17 protein-coding genes are annotated in these 16894 nt (G+C 64.3%); 6 read left to right on the plus strand and 11 right to left on the minus strand.

All coding sequences use genetic code 11. The annotated features are described in order from the left end of the window. Positions 1 to 23: 23 nt before the first annotated feature. Complete coding sequence (gene recA, locus GR138_RS13365; RefSeq protein WP_160859732.1) at positions 24 to 1106, minus strand: recombinase RecA; 1083 nt, start codon at positions 1104 to 1106, stop codon at positions 24 to 26. A 230-nt stretch (positions 1107 to 1336) separates the two neighbouring features. Between recA and GR138_RS13370 the strand changes: the two genes are divergently transcribed. Beyond that, positions 1337 to 2284, plus strand: coding sequence for a carbohydrate kinase family protein (locus GR138_RS13370; protein WP_160859821.1), 948 nt, complete (start codon positions 1337 to 1339; stop codon positions 2282 to 2284). Positions 2285 to 2330: 46 nt separating this feature from the next. After that, positions 2331 to 3257: a pseudouridine-5'-phosphate glycosidase gene (locus GR138_RS13375; RefSeq protein ID WP_160859733.1), complete on the plus strand. Its 927-nt coding sequence runs from the start codon at positions 2331 to 2333 to the stop codon at positions 3255 to 3257. A 43-nt stretch (positions 3258 to 3300) separates the two neighbouring features. Here GR138_RS13375 and GR138_RS13380 read toward each other — a convergent pair whose 3' ends face one another. From GR138_RS13380 to GR138_RS13405, 6 genes are all read right to left on the minus strand, one after another. Continuing rightward, entirely contained in the window at positions 3301 to 4062 is a 762-nt protein-coding gene (locus GR138_RS13380; RefSeq protein ID WP_160859734.1) for an ABC transporter permease, read from the minus strand. Further along, the gene (locus GR138_RS13385) at positions 4059 to 4985 is read right to left on the minus strand and encodes an ABC transporter ATP-binding protein (RefSeq protein ID WP_160859735.1); all 927 of its coding nucleotides are present in this window, start codon (positions 4983 to 4985) and stop codon (positions 4059 to 4061) included. Before GR138_RS13385 ends, GR138_RS13380 begins: the two co-directional genes overlap by 4 nt. Positions 4986 to 5078: 93 nt before the next feature. Beyond that, positions 5079 to 5900: a sulfite exporter TauE/SafE family protein gene (locus GR138_RS13390; protein ID WP_160859736.1), complete on the minus strand. Its 822-nt coding sequence runs from the start codon at positions 5898 to 5900 to the stop codon at positions 5079 to 5081. A 373-nt stretch (positions 5901 to 6273) separates the two neighbouring features. Continuing rightward, complete coding sequence (locus GR138_RS13395; RefSeq protein ID WP_160859737.1) at positions 6274 to 6927, minus strand: glutathione S-transferase family protein; 654 nt, start codon at positions 6925 to 6927, stop codon at positions 6274 to 6276. A gap of 97 nt (positions 6928 to 7024) precedes the next feature. Further along, positions 7025 to 8248, minus strand: a complete 1224-nt coding sequence (locus tag GR138_RS13400; protein WP_160859822.1) for an extensin family protein — start codon at positions 8246 to 8248, stop codon at positions 7025 to 7027. Positions 8249 to 8525: 277 nt separating this feature from the next. Next, the gene (locus tag GR138_RS13405) at positions 8526 to 10346 is read right to left on the minus strand and encodes a methyl-accepting chemotaxis protein (RefSeq protein WP_160859738.1); all 1821 of its coding nucleotides are present in this window, start codon (positions 10344 to 10346) and stop codon (positions 8526 to 8528) included. Positions 10347 to 10549: 203 nt separating this feature from the next. On the opposite strand from GR138_RS13405, the gene GR138_RS13410 reads away from it, so the two are divergent. Both GR138_RS13410 and GR138_RS13415 read left to right on the plus strand, forming a co-directional pair. Continuing rightward, positions 10550 to 10930 carry an acyl-CoA thioesterase gene (locus GR138_RS13410; RefSeq protein ID WP_069058990.1) on the plus strand — a complete coding sequence of 127 codons (381 nt, stop codon included), beginning with the start codon at positions 10550 to 10552 and terminating at the stop codon, positions 10928 to 10930. 17 nt (positions 10931 to 10947) lie between these two features. After that, positions 10948 to 11538 (plus strand): hypothetical protein, encoded by a 591-nt coding sequence (locus GR138_RS13415; protein ID WP_160859739.1) that lies wholly within the window; start codon positions 10948 to 10950, stop codon positions 11536 to 11538. On the opposite strand, the gene GR138_RS13420 is transcribed toward GR138_RS13415, so the two are convergent. The 3 genes from GR138_RS13420 to GR138_RS13425 all read right to left on the minus strand — a co-directional run bounded on the left by GR138_RS13420 (position 11539) and on the right by GR138_RS13425 (position 12881). Further along, positions 11539 to 12024 (minus strand): DUF1501 domain-containing protein, encoded by a 486-nt coding sequence (locus tag GR138_RS13420; protein WP_476749640.1) that lies wholly within the window; start codon positions 12022 to 12024, stop codon positions 11539 to 11541. Positions 12025 to 12055: 31 nt separating this feature from the next. Further along, positions 12056 to 12460 carry a hypothetical protein gene (locus GR138_RS30585; RefSeq protein WP_246200424.1) on the minus strand — a complete coding sequence of 135 codons (405 nt, stop codon included), beginning with the start codon at positions 12458 to 12460 and terminating at the stop codon, positions 12056 to 12058. 67 nt (positions 12461 to 12527) lie between these two features. Next, complete coding sequence (locus GR138_RS13425; RefSeq protein ID WP_160859741.1) at positions 12528 to 12881, minus strand: DMT family protein; 354 nt, start codon at positions 12879 to 12881, stop codon at positions 12528 to 12530. A gap of 172 nt (positions 12882 to 13053) precedes the next feature. Here GR138_RS13425 and GR138_RS13430 point away from each other — a divergent pair, with 172 nt between their 5' ends. Then, positions 13054 to 15051 (plus strand): putative bifunctional diguanylate cyclase/phosphodiesterase, encoded by a 1998-nt coding sequence (locus GR138_RS13430; RefSeq protein WP_160859742.1) that lies wholly within the window; start codon positions 13054 to 13056, stop codon positions 15049 to 15051. A gap of 70 nt (positions 15052 to 15121) precedes the next feature. Here the strand turns inward: GR138_RS13430 and GR138_RS13435 are convergent, their stop codons facing one another. Beyond that, positions 15122 to 15709 carry an NAD(P)H-dependent oxidoreductase gene (locus tag GR138_RS13435; protein ID WP_160859743.1) on the minus strand — a complete coding sequence of 196 codons (588 nt, stop codon included), beginning with the start codon at positions 15707 to 15709 and terminating at the stop codon, positions 15122 to 15124. A gap of 88 nt (positions 15710 to 15797) precedes the next feature. Between GR138_RS13435 and GR138_RS13440 the strand changes: the two genes are divergently transcribed. Then, entirely contained in the window at positions 15798 to 16700 is a 903-nt protein-coding gene (locus GR138_RS13440; RefSeq protein WP_160859744.1) for a LysR family transcriptional regulator, read from the plus strand. Positions 16701 to 16894: the final 194 nt, after the last annotated feature.

Here is a 16894-nt window from a genome sequence, read left to right on the forward strand (position 1 = left end):
CCGATGCCCGCTTTAGCCGGCGATCAGTTTTCGCCGTCGGTGTCGTTCGGATCCGGACCGCCATTCTCCAGGAAGCGTTCGGCGATCAGGCCGGCATTCTGGCGCAGCGACGTCTCGATCTCGCGGGCGAGATCCGGGTTGTCGCGCAGGAACGTCTTGGCGTTCTCGCGGCCCTGGCCGAGGCGCTGGCTGTTGTAGGAGAACCAGGAGCCCGACTTTTCGACGATGCCGGCCTTGACGCCGAGATCGACGAGTTCGCCGGTCTTGGAAACGCCCTCGCCATACATGATGTCGAATTCGACCTGCTTGAAGGGCGGCGCCATCTTGTTCTTGACGACCTTGACGCGGGTCTGGTTGCCGATGACCTCTTCACGCTCCTTGACGGCGCCGATACGACGGATATCGAGGCGGACGGACGCGTAGAACTTCAGCGCGTTGCCGCCCGTCGTCACTTCCGGCGAACCGTAGACGACACCGATCTTCATGCGGATCTGGTTGATGAAGATGACCATCGTGTTGGACTTGGAGATTGAGGCCGTCAGCTTGCGCAGCGCCTGGCTCATCAGGCGCGCCTGGAGGCCCGGCAGGCTTTCGCCCATCTCGCCCTCGATTTCGGCGCGCGGCGTCAGCGCGGCAACCGAATCGACGACAAGCACGTCGATGGCCCCGGAGCGCACCAGCGTGTCGGTGATTTCCAGTGCCTGCTCGCCGGTGTCGGGCTGCGAGATCAGCAGGTTCTCGAGATCGACGCCCAGCTTGCGGGCATAGATCGGGTCAAGCGCGTGTTCGGCATCGACGAAGGCGCAGATGCCGCCCTTCTTCTGGGATTCGGCGATCGTCTGCAGCGCAAGCGTCGTCTTGCCCGAGCTTTCCGGGCCGTAGATTTCGATGATGCGGCCCTTCGGCAGGCCGCCGATGCCGAGCGCGACGTCGAGGCCGAGCGATCCCGTCGAGACCGTCTCAGTTTCGATGATGCTATCCTTGCCACCGAGCTTCATGATGGAGCCCTTGCCGAAGGAGCGCTCGATCTGCGAGAGCGCTGCTTCGAGTGCCTTGCTTTTGTCCACTGATTTTTCCTCTACGAGCCGCAAAGTGTTCTGTGCCATTTGGTCCACCTTTAGGTTATTGAAGCAAGACAGGCAATGAAGCCGCCAATGAATGCTATGTACACATTTTGTTCTCTTTTTGCAAGCGACGTTCAACAATTTGAATATATTTGCAAATCGACGGTGTGTTCTTTTTTTGTTTCAAGTGGATACGCTCCCTGCGTGAACACGCCCGAACCCGGCGGGGCAGCACAGGTCGCGTGCCGAATCGGCGGGCGAAAAGGAAGATGATGACTGGCAAGACGATACTGGTGATGGGTGGGGCGCATGTGGACAGACGCGGACGCATCGCCGGTGAAACGGCGCCAGGCGCGAGCAACCCGGGCGCCTGGTTCGTCGAGGCGGGCGGCGGCGCGTTCAACGCGGCGCGCAACCTGTCGCGGCTCGGCCACCGGGTGCGGCTGATTTCGCCCCGCGGCGGCGATGCGGACGGCGATATCGTGGCCGCGGCGGCGCACGCCGCGGGCGTCGAGGATACGCCCTTCATCTTCCTCGACCGGGCGACGCCCAGCTACACGGCGATCATCGAGCGGGACGGCAATCTCGTCATCGCGCTGGCGGACATGGACCTCTACCGGCTGTTTTCGCCGCGCCGCCTGCAACAACGCGCGGTGCGCGAGGCGGTAGCGGATGCCGGGCTCATCCTCACCGACGCGAACCTGCCGGCCGAAACGCTGGCGGCGATGACGGAGGCTGCGAAGGCCGCCGGCGTGCCGATCGCCGGCATCGCGATTTCGCCGGCCAAGGTTGTGCGGTTCCGCGAGAGCCTTGCTGCCCTCGCCTTCCTGTTCATGAACGAGGCGGAAGCCCGCACCTTGACGGGTGCAGCACCGGATAACCCTGCCGACTGGCCGAAGGCGCTGCGCGCGACGGGCCTTGCCGCGGGCGTGGTAACGCGCGGCGGCAGGGGTGTCATCGCGTTTGACAACAGACAGGCCGCCCTCGTCGTGCCGCCGGCCATACCGGCGCTCGGCGATGTCACGGGGGCCGGCGATTCGCTCGCCTCCGGGTTTCTCAGCGCCTGGCTTGCCGGCTCGTCCCTCGGCGAAGCGCTGCGCCGCGGGGCGGCGGCAGCGGCGATCACCGTACGCTCCCCCCTCGCCGCCGCTGAAGAATTGTCGCAGGCCGCCCTTGCGGATGCACTTTCGCTTGTACCCGAGCCCGAAGGAATGGCATGAGATTCTTTTGCCCGAATTTTCGCCCAAGACCTTGCAAGGACACAGCATGACCAGACCCGTATCCCCCCTCCTTCCGGTGCAGTTTTCGACCGAAGTCGCCGCCGCCAGGGACCGTGGTGCGCCGATCGTCGCGCTCGAATCGACGATCATCACGCATGGCATGCCCTATCCGGGCAATCTCAACATGGCGCGCAGCGTCGAGCGCATCATCCGTGAGGAAGGCGCCATCCCGGCGACCATCGCCGTCATCGACGGCGTGCTGCATATCGGCCTCGAGGACAAGGAGCTTGAAACGCTAGCACAGACGCAGGGCGCGATGAAGCTGTCGCGCGCCGACCTCGCCTTTGCGATCGCCGAGCGGCGCACCGGCGCCACGACCGTGGCCGCGACGATGATCGGCGCGGCGCGCGCCGGCATCAAGGTCTTCGCGACGGGCGGCATCGGCGGCGTGCACCGCAAGGCGGAAGAGACGTTCGACATTTCCGCCGACCTCGACGAATTGTCGCGCACCGGCGTCATCGTCGTCTGCGCCGGCGCCAAGGCGATCCTCGACATCCCGAAGACGCTGGAAGTGCTGGAAACGCGCGGCGTGCCGGTGGTGACCTATGACAGCCCCGTCTTCCCGGCCTTCTGGTCGCGCGATTCGGGCATCAAGAGCCCGCTGACGCTGAACAGCCCGGCGGCGATCGCCAATTTCCAGAAGGTGCGCGACCAGCTCGGCATCGACGGCGGCATGCTGATCGCCAATCCGGTGCCGGAGGCCGACGAGATCGAACGCGAGGAGATGGAGATCTACATCGCCCGCGCGCTCGACAATGCCGAGCGCGACGAGATCGCCGGCAAGGCCGTCACGCCTTATCTGCTCGACAGCCTGTTCCACCTGACGGATGGCCGCAGCCTGAAGACGAACATCGCGCTCGTGGAAAACAACGCGCGCCTCGCGGCGGAAATCGCCGTCGCGCTGGTGGACTGAGGTTGCCGAGCGGCCGGTTTACACCGGCCGCATCCTCTCCGGCTCAATTCTTCAGCTTGTACCCCGTCTTGAAGATCCACGCCGTGATCGACAGGCACACCACCAGGAAGCCCAGCACCGTCACGAGACTGACGATGGGGTTCACGTCGGCGATCTCGTAGAAACTCCATCGGAAGCCGGAGACGAGGTAGAGCACCGGGTTGAAGTGGCTGACGGCCTGCCAGAAGGGCGGCAGCATGTCGATCGAGTAGAAGCTGCCGCCGAGGAAGACGAGTGGCGGCACGATGAGCATGGGGAACAGGTTGAGCTGTTCAAAATCCTTCGCCCAGATGCCGATCATGAAGCCGAACAGGCTGAAGGTCACCGCCGTCAGCACGAAGAACAGCACCATCATGACGGGATGCTTGATCGTTATGTCGACGAAGAACGAGGCCGTGATGAGGATGATCGTGCCGACGATCAGCCCCTTCGTCGCCGCCGCCCCGACATAGCCGATGACGATCTCCAGCATCGAGATGGGCGAGGACAGGATCTCGTAGATCGTGCCCATGAACTTCGGAAAATAGATGCCGAAGGAGCCGTTGCTGATGCACTGGTTGAGCAGCGTCAGCATGATGAGGCCGGGCGCGATGAAGGCGCCGTAGGACACGCCCTCCACCTCCTGCATGCGCGAGCCGATGGCCGCGCCGAAGACGATGAAATAGAGCGACGTGGTGATGACCGGCGAGACGACGCTCTGCAGCAGCGTGCGGCGCGTGCGTGCCATCTCGAACGCGTAAATGGACTTGATCGCCTCGACGTTCATTTGCCCTCTCCCACCAATTCCACGAAAATGTCTTCCAGCGAACTCTGCTCGGTGGAGATGTCCTTGACCCGAAGCCCCGCCTGCGACAGGGCGGCGAGCAACGAGGATATGCCGGTGCGCTCGCCGGATGCGTTGAATTCATAGACGAGCCGCGCGCCCTCCTCCGACAGCGTCAGCCCGAAGGGCGACAACGTGTCGGGGATCGCCGCCAGCGGCTCGGCAAGCTCCACGGTCATTTGCTTGCGGCCGAGCTTGGCCATCAGCGCCTGCTTTTCCTCGACCAGCAGGATCTCGCCGTGGTTGATGACGCCGATGCGGTCGGCGATCTCCTCGGCTTCCTCGATATAGTGGGTCGTCAGGATGATGGTGACGCCGTTGGCGCGCAGCCGCTCGACAAGCTGCCACATGTCCTTGCGCAGGCTGACGTCGACGCCCGCCGTCGGCTCGTCGAGGAACAGCACCTTCGGCTCGTAGGACAGCGCCTTGGCGATGAGCACGCGCCGCCGCATGCCGCCTGAAAGGTGGCGCAGCATCGTGTCCTTCTTGTCGTAGAGCGAGAGGTCCTTGAGGATGCGCTCGATCAGCGCCGGGTCGGGCTTGCAGCCATGCAGGCCGCGCGAGAAGGAGACCGTGTTCCAAACCGTCTCGAAGGCATCGAGCGTCAGCTCCTGCGGCACGAGGCCGATGATCGAGCGCGTCCGGCGGAAGTCTTGCTGAATGTCATGCCCGCCGACCGTCACCGTGCCGCTGGTCGGCGTGACGATGCCGCAGATGATAGAGATCATCGTCGTCTTGCCGGCGCCGTTCGGCCCGAGCAGCGCGAGGATTTCGCCCTCTTCAATATCGAGATCGACGCCCTTCAGCGCCTTGAACCCGGTTGCGTAGCTCTTGGTGAGATTGCGAATGGAGACGATGGGCGCCATGGGATGGTCCGAAATGAGGAAATTTCATGCGGAAGGACACCCTATATGGCGTGTCCCTTGTCAATTTTCACCCGGGCGGGAGAAAAAATTCGCTCACCCGTAGATGCTGTAGAGAAAACGCAGCGAAACGAGGATGAGGAAGACGCCGAAGCCGAGTTCGAGCTGCCGTTTGCTCATCGAATGGGCGAGCTGCACGCCCCACGGGGTGACGACGAGCGCGATGGGCACGATGAGCGCGACGGCGATCCAGTTGATGAAGCCGGTGGAGCCGAGTGGCAGGCCCGGCTCGCCCCAGCCGGCCCAGATATAGCCGAAGATACCGGGAATGGAGATGAGCACGCCAACGCCGGAAGAGGTCGCCACCGCCTGGTGGATCGGCCGACCGAACGAGGTCATATAGGTGTTGTTGAGCACGCCGCCGCCAATGCCCATGAGGCCGGAAAGCGTGCCGATGACGACGCCAGCGATCTGGTTGCCGATGCCTTTCGGCAGTTCGTTGCCGATCCGCCAGCTATCCCGGTTGAACAGCATGCGCAGCGCGACCAGCAATGCGATGCCGACGAAGACGAGGCGCAGCCCAACGCTGGAAATGAAGGCGGCGATCACCGAGGCGAGGATGGCGCCGAGCGGCAGGGCGATGATCCAACTCTTCAGCAGGTCGGTATCCACTGCGCTGCGTTTTCGGTGCGCCGTGAAGGAGCGGACCGACGTCGGCACGATGATGGCGATCGAGGTGCCGATGGACAGATGCATGCGCACGGCCTCCGGCACGTCGAGATAACCGAACACCTGATAGAACACCGGCACGAGGATCGCCCCACCGCCAATGCCGAAGATGCCGGCGAGCAGGCCCGACACAACACCCGCGGCAACGAGTGCGAGGGCAAACAGGAACAGGTCGGCAATGGGCGGCATGGGCGGCTCCTGGACAGGGCCATCGGGACGGCGGCGACTCGCGAAAATTTCGCATCTGCGAGACGCCAGATGTCATCAAACCGTGATCCATTTCAACCAGTGTCTGCGCGAGGCCGACGGGAACGGTTTGCACCCCGCTCCACCCATCGCTCCCCCCTGCGCCCTGCAGCGGCCTTGCTCCCAACCCTGAGGGAGCCCATTGGCGGCCCCATCCGCCCGCTTCCCCCGCGGAAGCCCGCATGCATCTTCGCCGGTCCGCGCCGGCGCGGGTGACGGAATGTGACGTTCCAGGCAGCAGCACCCCTACATGCGCTGCCACCCCATTTTCGACCGGCTCCCCGCCGGTCTTTTTTTGTCCAGTCGAAAGCGCGCCCTACTTGCCGGCGGAAGCGGCCTCGAAAACCGCAAGCTGATCGGCGAAGGCCTGTTTGTAGGCCGGCCGCGCTTCGCCACGGGCGATATAGGCGACGAGGTTCGGATAATCTTGCAGCAGGCCCGACGATTCTAGCCGGCGCAGCACATGCACCATCATCAGGTCCCCGGCGCTGAAAGCGCCGTCGAGCCATTCGGCATCGCCGAGGTGGCGGGAAAGCCGATCCAGTTGTGCGCACACGCGGCCATCGAGCATCGGCAGCCGCTCGGCATACCAGGGCTTGTCACGTTCCATCAGATAGGCGGCCGAACGCTCGACGATCGGCGGCTCCACCGTGCCGACTGCGGCAAACATCCACATGATCGCCCGCGCCCGCGCACCTACCTCGTTCGGTAGCAGGCCCGCATGCTGTTCGGCGATGTGAAGCACGATCGCCCCCGATTCGAACAGCACGAGATCGCCGTCTTCATAGGTCGGGATCTGCCCGAACGGGTGGAGCGAAAGATGCGCCTGCTTCTTCATCGCCGCAAAGGACAGGAGGTGGACGTCGTAGGGCTGGCCGACCTCTTCGAGTGCCCAGCGGACGCGCATGTCACGCGCCAATCCCCGCCCGCGGTCGGGCGATTGTTCAAATGCGGTTATGGTGACGGTCATCTTGGTTCTCCCTGGCTCTTCGTCTGGAAGACGGTTCGCCCTGCCCTAAACCGACATTGTCACCCGAAATAGCCGCGCCCTTCAGGCGAACGGGATTCTACAGGCTGCAATGCCGGTAGCCGGACTTGCGGGCGCGCAGGTCGAAGTGGAAGTGATCCTTGTGATACCGGTCGCTACCCGGGCCGAGCACGGTGGAAAAATACTTGCAGCTGTCGCTGCGTACCGATTTCAGCAGGCCCTTTTCGCGGAAGGCGAAGAAACCCTTCTTCTCGATGGCGATGGCCTTGCCGCTCTTCAGCACGATCTTGCCCACATCGATGGCGTTGCCCTTGGCATGTTCGGACATGGCGGCGCCGCGCTGCGAATTCATGGTGCGGCAGGAATAGGACGACATCTGGTGAATGGCCGAGACGCCGGAAAGATAGCGCGTGCGCGTCGAGGGTACGAGCTCCTGCTTCACCCAGCGGGCGAAGGCCTCGGTGATCTGGCAGTTGACCTGTGCGGCCGGCTTGATCTGGATGCCGCCGGAAAGGCCCGACAGTTCGACCGGCCAGGCAATGCCGCACGAGCGCCCTTTGGAAATGCGCGGCACGTCGCGGAATTTCACGCCGAGCTTCTGGAGCCGCTGCCGGCAGGCCTTTTCCGAGGCCGGCATGCCGCCCATGGTTTCCGGAAGCTGCATCGGGTTGTTGAGCCGCGGCAGGAAGGCGACCTGTTCCTCGTCGACGGCCTTGCGGCGGCGGGTCGTGGCCTTGTCCGGCACCTGGAGATAATCGTTGTTTTCCGCCGCCGTGCCGAGTTCCACCCCGGCCTCCGACATGGGGATCGTATCCGGCTGGCCGATCTGCTGCGGCGTATCCGTGCCGATGCCGTCGACGACGACCTGCGTGGCGTTGCCTTCGGCGATCTCGTTGGCCTGCGTTTCCGCGAGCCCCTCGACCCGTCCGACGCCGAGCCCCTCGTCCATGTTCACGCCGCCCTCCGGCACCGTGAGTACGCCGGACGGGGCCTGTGAAATCTCCATCGCCTCGTCGCTGTCGATCATCGGCAGGCGCTTGTTTTCCGTCACCGGCGTCATCATGGCCGTATCGGCCGTCGCCACACGGCCGGCGGGCTCCTCCACCGGATAGGCGGTGAGATCGCCGCCCGTATCGCCCATATCGTCGACCTGCCGCTCGGAAACCTCCGCCACCGGCCGGATAGCGCTGACACCGGCGCCATCGATGTCGTCGGGCGGGGTCAGGCCGCCGGAACAGGCGGCAAGAATCGCCGGGACGAGAAGCAGCCCGAGCGGCCTGCGAAGACGGGAAACGAACGCAATACCCATTGTCACTTCCGCCTGGCACCGCTTCGCACCATCGCGAAGTCCCGGTTGCACACACCTTTGTCCGGTGATGGTGCAGGCCGCTTTTGTCCGCAATCGGACGGCGAAGGCCTGAAACCGGACCTGCAGGGCGAGGTGCCTGCATTTCCAGAAGATTTTCCCGCAACAGGGTAAAGGAAACGTTCCCACCGGCCCCCGGATTCACAGGGGCAACGAAAAACCCCGGCGCTGGTCGAGCGCCGGGGCAAGGAAGTCCGGAGATCGTCTTCTTGGATTATGCAGCGCGGCGGCGATGATCCGCCGCCCCGGCCGGGTTCAGCCGGAAGTTCCCGAGCAGCATTTTCAACTGCTCGCTTTCCTGGGTCAGCGTCTGGCCGGCGGCGTTGGTTTCCTCCACCATCGCGGCGTTCTGCTGGGTCATCTGGTCCATCTGGTTGACCGCCGTGTTGACCTCGGCAAGGCCGGTGGCCTGCTCGCGGGCAGAGGTGGCAATCGACGTCACCTGCTCGTTGACCTTGTTGACCAGCACCTCGATCTCGGTCAGCGCGTCGCCCGTCGAGCGCACCAGCGCCACGCCGGTGCCAACTTCCGCGGCCGAATTGCTGATGAGGCCCTTGATTTCCTTCGCTGCATTGGCGGAGCGTTGCGCGAGTTCGCGCACCTCCTGCGCCACGACGGCGAAACCGCGACCCGCCTCGCCTGCCCGCGCCGCCTCGACGCCGGCATTCAGCGCCAGGAGGTTGGTCTGGAAAGCGATCTCGTCGATCACGCCGATGATCTGGCTGATGCGGCTGGAGGCATCCTCGATGCGGCTCATCGCGGCGACGGCATCGCGCACGATCCTGCTGGAGCGGCCGGTCGACTGCTTGGTCTCGGCCACCATGCGGCTTGCCTCGGCGGCCCGCTCGGAGGCGCTGCGCACTGTCGCGGTGATCTCGTCGAGGGCGGCGGCGGTTTCCTCCAGCGAGGCCGCCTGCTGCTCCGTCCGGTGCGAAAGGTTATTCGCCGCTTCGGCGATGCCGCCGGCGCTGCCATGCACGATCTCGGTCGAGTGGGCGATGGCGTTGATCACGCTGGACAGCGCATCGACGGCCCGGTTGAAGTCGTCGCGCAGCTTGGCATATTCCGGCGCGATCGCGCCGATGGAAACAGTGAGGTCGCCATTGGCAAGCCGCTCCAGCGCGCCGCCGACGACATGCATGGCATCCGTCTGGCCCTGGCTCACCTGCCGCTGCCGGCGCTCGCTCTCGCTGCGCTCCTCATCGAGGCGGATCTGCTGTTCGCCCTCGCGGACACGCAGTTGTGCACGCTCTGCCACGGACTGGCGCAGGATCGAAACCACCTTGGCCATTTCGCCGATCTCGTCCTTGCGGTCGGTTTCCGGCACGTCGCTCGAAACATCCTCCTCGGCGATGGCCTGCATCGCGGTCTTGAGGCGCCGGATCGGGCCCGTCACGCTCTTCACGATCGCATAGGCGACGAGAATGATGGCGAGGCCGCCGACGGCGAGGATCATCGCCGTTTCGATGGCATTGCTGCGGAACATCGCGGCGAGGTCGTCGGCATAGACGCCCGTGCCGACGATCCAGCCCCAGGGGGCAAAGCCGGCAACATGCGAATATTTCAGCACCGGCTCCTCGAAGCCCGGCTTCGGCCAGTAGTAGTCGACGAAGTCCTGGCCGGTCGGGCTTGCCTTCACCGCCTTCACGAATTCGGTGAAGATGTGTTTGCCGGTGGGATCGGCCATGCCGGACTGGTCGGTGCCGTCGAGCGCCGGCTTGATCGGGTGCATGACGATCACGGCATTCATGTCGTTGATCCAGAAGTAGCCGCTGTCCTCGTAGCGCAGCGCCCGCACAGCGTCCTTCGCCCGCGTCTGCGCCTCGTCGCGCGTCAGCGTGCCGGCAGTTTCAAGTTCGTGATAATGCTTGAACAAGGTCAGCATGCTCTGGTCCATCGCAGCAAGTTTTGCCTTGCGCTCGACGACCATGGCGTCCTGATAATGGTAGAGGCTATAGACGAGGGCCGCCGCGAAGATGGTCAGGGCCAGACCGACAAGCAATGAAAGTCGCGTGGAAATTCTGAAATTCTTCACCGGGCTCTCCTCGACACCACCGGGCGCAGTGCGCCTTGTCGGCGAAGGTCCCGGAAACCTTTTAAAATCGTCTAAAATTGCAACTATCAATTTTAGAGTCTGAGCATGCTCGAAAATGGCGCGTCCGGATTCGCGGCTGCGCATCCGCCCTCTTTCTCCGTCGCCCGCATTGGGCTAGACCGAAGGGAAACGGAGAGGACCGCATGACCAGCACGCCCAACGGACAGCTCACCCTTCGCACGCTCGCCATGCCGGGCGACGCCAATGCCGCGGGCGATATTTTCGGCGGCTGGGTCATGGCGCAGATGGACCTTGCATCCGGCATCCGCGCGGCGGAGCGCGCCCAGGGCCGCGTGGTCACGGCCGCCGTCAAGGAAATGGCCTTCGACCTGCCGGTGAAGATCGGCGACACGCTCAGCATCTACACGGATATCGCCCGCGTCGGCCGCACCTCGATCACGCTGTCCGTCGAGGCCTGGGCGCAGCGCTACCTCACCACGACGCTCGAAAAGGTGACGGGGGCGACCTTCGTCATGGTGGCGCTCGACAAGGACGGCCATCCGACCCCTGTCCCCGTCGAATAAGGCGACAGGAAGCGCCCATGGAACACACGACCCCGGATCCCGCCATTTTCGGCCATGTGCGCATCGTCATCGGCATGGTGGTCAGCCTCACCGTCGCGCGTCTCTTGACCGGCGTCGCGCTGTTCATCCAGCATCCCGGCAAGGTGAAGGCCTATCCCGTGCATCTTGCCTGGGCTGCCTTCCTTCTCCTGTTTCTGCTGCATTTCTGGTGGTGGGAGTTCCGTCTCCAGGCACTGACGACGATCGGCTTCGGCGTCTACCTGTTCCTGATCAGCTATTGCTGCCTGTTCTTCCTGCTCGCCGTCTTCCTGTTTCCGACGACGCTCGACGACTATGCCGGCTACGAGGACTATTTCTACTCCCGGCGAAAATGGTTCTTCGGCGCGTTCGCCCTCGTCTTCACCGTCGATCTGCTGGACACGGCGCTGAAGGGACAAGCCTATTTCGGCTCCTTCGGCTACGAATACCCGATCCGCAACGTCATCTTCATCCTGCTTTGCCTCACGGCGGCCTGGACGGCGAGCCGCCGTTTCCACACCGCCTTCGTCAGCCTCGGCATCCTCTACCAGCTAAGCTGGATTTTCCGCGCCTTCGACATGCTGGAGTGATCATCCGCGCAGGAAGGCCGGCCGCTTGTCGACGACGAGGCCGGGGAAAACGGATGCCTCGAGGTCGCGTGTGGAAATGCCGAACTGCTGGCGCAGCATGGCCGCCGCGATCTGGCGCAGATCCATCGTCGGCCGCAGATCGCGGTCCTCGAGCAGCTCGCCATCGGCCAGCGACGGCCAGTCGCGATAGACCTTGCCCCCGGCAACCGCACCGCCAGCCAAAATAGCGACGCCACCCGTGCCATGGTCCGTACCCGCCGAACCGTTCTCACGCGCCGTCCGTCCGAATTCCGTGATCGCCAGGATCGCGGTCTTGCGCCAGATTTCGGGAGAGAGGTTCGCCTTGAGCGCGGTGATCGCCGCAGCAAGATCCTTGGTCGGCCGCTGGAAGACTCGCGCCTGGCTGAGATGCGTATCCCAGCCGTTGATGGAGAAGCTGGCAATGCGATGGTCCGCCGACAGCATGCCTGCAGTAAATTTCGCCACAGCTTCGACACCTGGCCTCGGCTTTCCCTTCTTACCGTGGATCGTGTCGGACAACAGGTCCGTGTCCGTGGCCTCCTGCATCGCTGCGGAAAAGCCGCTCGAAGAAGCCGTTCTGTGAGACAACCGCCTGCTCGACCTTACGGTGCCGGTCGCGGTAAAGGGCATTTTTAAGCGCCGTGCTGTAGGGATTGATGCTGCTCTCGCCGATCATTGCCAGCGTACCGGCCTCACGCGCCTTCCTCGTGTCGGCCTCCACGGTGCGGTAAATGGCAAAGCGCCTGCGGCGTTCAGCAATGCCCTCGAAGGGAAAGAGACTGGTCTCCCCAACCCCGCGCTCCACCTGAAGGATCAGCGCATCCACGCTGTCCGGCGGTGTTTCGCCTGGCCGTCTGCCGTAGCCGAAGCGTATGGCCGCCATGGTGGCAAAGCTCGACATCACACAAGTCCCATCTGATCCATGCGCAATGCTTGCGTCCGATTGCGACTATTTTGGGAGACGCGGCCTATCCCTTGAACACGAAAGCGGCACCGGCGGCGATCAGCATGAAGCCGATGGCGTGGTTCCAGGTCAGGCTTTCCTTCAGCCAGAACACGGAGAAACCGGCGAAGACGAGGAGGGTCACGACCTCCTGGATGGTCTTAAGCTGTGCGGCGGAATAGACCTCGTGGCCGATGCGGTTTGCCGGCACCGCCAGGCAATATTCGAAGAAGGCGATGCCCCAACTCGCCAGAATGGCGATGAAAAGCGGGGCCGACTTGAACTTGAGGTGGCCGTACCAGGCGAAGGTCATGAAGACGTTGGAGAGGCAGAGCAGCACGATCGGCCAGATGGCCGCGGGGGTGAGGCTGAAAGGCATCGGCGGTTCCTGATTCCCGAGGAGATGGACCAAGGGCATAGCCGACGGGCCGATACCGTCAAGATCGGTGAGCCGCTGATTCTCGCGATCCCCCGTTAAGACAATCTTATGCCTCCCGCCACACCATCCCCGCGAGCCGTCCAGACGGCAAACCGACGGGGCTGGACTTAGAATGACGGATGCGAGCCGGCTGATGCCGGCGGATGAACCGACAAGACGCCAGATCCTTTCAGCACAGGCGCTGTCCGTGCTGGACGGCATCGTTCTGTCGCTGTCCGCCAACTGCTTCCTTGCCGTGACGACCGCGGCGATCCTCTGGCTCGACGGTCCCGACATCCGCATCCTTCTCTGGCTGGCCGCCGTGCTTGCCGTCAATCTCTCGCGCTATCTCGGCGTGCGCGTCGTCCGGCGTCTGAACTGTGCGGTGGAGCGGCCGCGGCGTGCGCTCGGCGTTCTGTCGCTCGGCGCGCTCGGCGGCGGCGTCGCGTGGAGCCTCGTGCCCTTCGTCGGTGCCACCCAGGGCGGCGGCCAACTCAATCCCTACCTCATCTTCATCATCGGCGGAATTTGCGCCGGCTCGCTGATGCAGAGCACCGCCTATGCCCGCACGGCCTTGCTGTTCGCCGGCCCGCCACTCGTCACCGCCGTCATCTCGCTCGTGAACACCGGCACGACGGATGCGCTGGTCATCGCCGCCGACGCCGTGCTGCTCGCCGTCATGATGGTGCGCGCCGGCCAGCTCAGCGAGGCCGGCTTCATCCGCAGCCAGATCGACCGGCTGAAGGCCGTGGCGCTGGCCGCATCGCTGTCGGATGCCAATGCGGAAATCCGCCAGTCTTATCACCAGCTCGCATCGCTGGCGAACCGCGACCCGCTGACCGGCCTTGGCAATCGCGCCCTGTTCAACCAGCGGCTGCGCGGCCTGCTCGCCGACGAATTCCCCAGCGGAACGCTGGCGCTGCTCGTCATCGACCTCGATCGTTTCAAGGCGATCAACGACACGATGGGCCATGGCGCCGGCGATGCCGTGCTCGTCGAAATCGCCAGCCGCCTTCTCGGCCTCACCGGCCCGATGGATACGGTGGTGCGCCTCGGCGGCGACGAGTTCGCCGTCATCGTCGAGGGCGAACAGGCGGAAGGGCGCGGGCGCGAGATCGGCGAGGGCATCGTGCGGCTTGCCGGCGATCCCATCGCGATCGGCGAGCGCCCCGTCACGGTCGGCGCCAGCGCCGGGCTGGCTCTCCACCCGCAACATGGGGACACGGCGGACGATCTTTTCGCCAGCGCCGATATCGCGCTTTATGCGGCGAAGGAGGGCGGCCGCCGGCGGCTCGGCCTGTTCAACCCCGTGCTGAAAGCCCGCATCGAGCGGCAGCGCCTCATCGAAGCGACGCTCGCCGAGGCGATCGAAAACCATCAGCTGGTGGTGGTCTTCCAGCCGCAGGTGGAGCTAGCCACCGGCCGCGTCACCGGGTTCGAGGCCCTGCTGCGCTGGACCCATCCCGATCTCGGCCCGGTCAATCCGCCGGATATCGTGCGCGCCGCGCAGGCCCTGCACATCGCCACCGAACTGACCGGCTATGTCGCCACCCGCGCCGCCGAGCTGCTGCGCACCCTGCCCCGCCTCGGCCTGCCGGCGGCCTGCGTCGCCGTCAACGTCTCGCCCCGCGAATTTTCCGGCCACACACTGTCGCGCCTGCTGAGCGGCATCGCCGCCGCACACGAGGTTTCCCCGGCGCTGATGGAAATCGAGATCACCGAAGAGGCGACGCTGGACAGCCAGGCTGCCGGTGCCGAGCTGGCCCGGCTCGAGGCGGCAGGTTTTCGCTTGGCCGTCGATGATTTCGGCATGGGTCATTCGTCGCTGGCCTATCTCGTCAGCCTGCATATCGACCGGCTGAAGATCGATCGCAGCTTCGTCACCGGCATCGCCAGAAGCCGCGAGAACCAGGCCCTCATCGCCGCCCTCGTCGGCATTGGCCATGCGCTTTCCATCGATATCGTCGTGGAAGGCGTCGAGGACGAGGAAGAGGCCGAAGTGCTCAGGATGCTCGGTTGCCGCCATGCCCAGGGCTATCACTTCGCCCGTCCCATGCCGGCCGCCGAAATCCCGCGCTGGCTCGACCAGCATGCTGCGCGGATCAGCCAGAACGCGGCCGGCGCGCCGTAGTCACCGCGCCGTCCGCAGATACCAGAACGGCGCGGTTTTGACGTGATTGCAAGATCAGCCGCGCCATGGCTCACCCCCAGGCTTCCACGAGGAAGCGCCGGAAATCCTCCTGCGGTTCGGTCGCCGTGCGCCAGTCCGCGAGACGCTGTGCATAGGTCTTCGCCGCGCCATGCAGGGCAATGTCGTCCAGCCTGTTGGCCTGGAAGAGCACGAAAGGCGGCTGCCACGGCAGGCCGCAGCGATGCGCGGTCGCTTCCAGCGGGCGCAGCAGTTCGGCCATGGTGAACTTGTTGGCGCCGTCGGCGGCGTAGGCTTCCGGCACATTGCCGGCCGTTGTGGCGACGAGCAACGGCGTGCCCTCCAGCAACCGGCCTTCCGTTTCGTAGTGGACGTAGTACATGCGCGTCAGCACCGCATCCTGCCAGGCCTTCAAAAGCGGCGGCGTGGAATACCACTGGATCGGGAACTGCAACACGATGCGGTCGGCCGACAGCAGCCTCGCCACCTCCTGCTCCGCATCGATCTTGCCGTCCGGATAGAGCGCATACATGTCGATGACCTCGACATCGGGCAGGCGAAGGGCGGTGCCGGCAAGCGCGGCATTGGCGCGCGAGCCGCTGAGATCGGGGTGAAAAAGAAGGATCAAGGTCTTGCTCATGGCGTCATCTCCTGTGTTGACGCCCCGAGAATGCCTTGCCCCTCAAAATCATTCCAATGGATGATTTGTATATGCTATTATCGATACGATGAATTTAAGATCGATCGACCTCAACCTGCTCGTCATCCTCGACGCCCTGCTCGACGAGGCGCATGTCTCGCGCGCCGCCGCCAAACTGAACCTGTCGCAGCCGGCCACCTCCAGCGCGCTGGACCGCTGCCGCCATCTCTTCGCCGATCCCTTGCTGGAGCGCGGCAAGGGCGGCATGCGGCTGACACCGAAGGCGGAAACCTTGCGCGACCCGTTGAAAAACCTGCTCGTCGGCATCGCCGCCGTGGTCGATGCCCCGGAGGAGCCACTCTCCGACATCCGCCAGACCGTGCGCATCGTCACCGCCGATCATCCCGGCATTCTCATCGCCGGCCCGCTGCACCACGCCCTTGCCCGCTCCGCACCCGGCATCGATCTGGTCATCCAGCCGTGGCATGGCGCCCCCGCCGTGCTCGAATCTCTCGCCCGTGGCGCCAGCGACATCGCGCTCTCGGTCTTCCCCACCATCGATGAGACCGCGTTCCACTGCGAAACCCTGCTGCAAGAGCACTATGTCATCGCCATGCGGAAGACCCACCCGGCTGCCGCCGGCTTCACCCTCGATCGTTGGCTGGCCTATCCGCACATCCTCGTCTCCGGTCGGGGCGACACGCGCACGCCCCTCGACGACCAGCTTGCCGCCCTCCAAAAATCCCGCCGCGTCGGCATCGTCGTGCCGAGCTTCCTGATGGTGCCGTCGCTGCTGGAGGACAGCGACCTCATCGCCATGATGCCGAGCCACTGCCTGCCGCCGGATGCCGCCGAGCGTTTCCACATCGTCCTGCCCCCCATCCCCGTCGCCGGCTTCCCGCTCCACCTCGCCTGGCACCGCCGCCGCGACAAGGACCGGGCGGTGCAGCATGTAGCGGGGGAATTGCGGGGGATGCTTTCAGGCAGATGATCGCGCATCGATTGCAATATACCAACGCACGGCAAATCACGCAAAACTAGAAAATTGTAACCATTGATTGATTTATGAATATGTGATTAAGTTCGTCGAGATATCTTTGTCATCTGCGCTGAATTGAAAGCGGAGAGCAGAAATGTTTCGCTTCCTCTTCCTTTTGCTGACGACCGGCAACATTCTCGGCAGCG

This window comes from Shinella kummerowiae, assembly GCF_009827055.1.
Lineage (GTDB): Bacteria > Pseudomonadota > Alphaproteobacteria > Rhizobiales > Rhizobiaceae > Shinella > Shinella kummerowiae.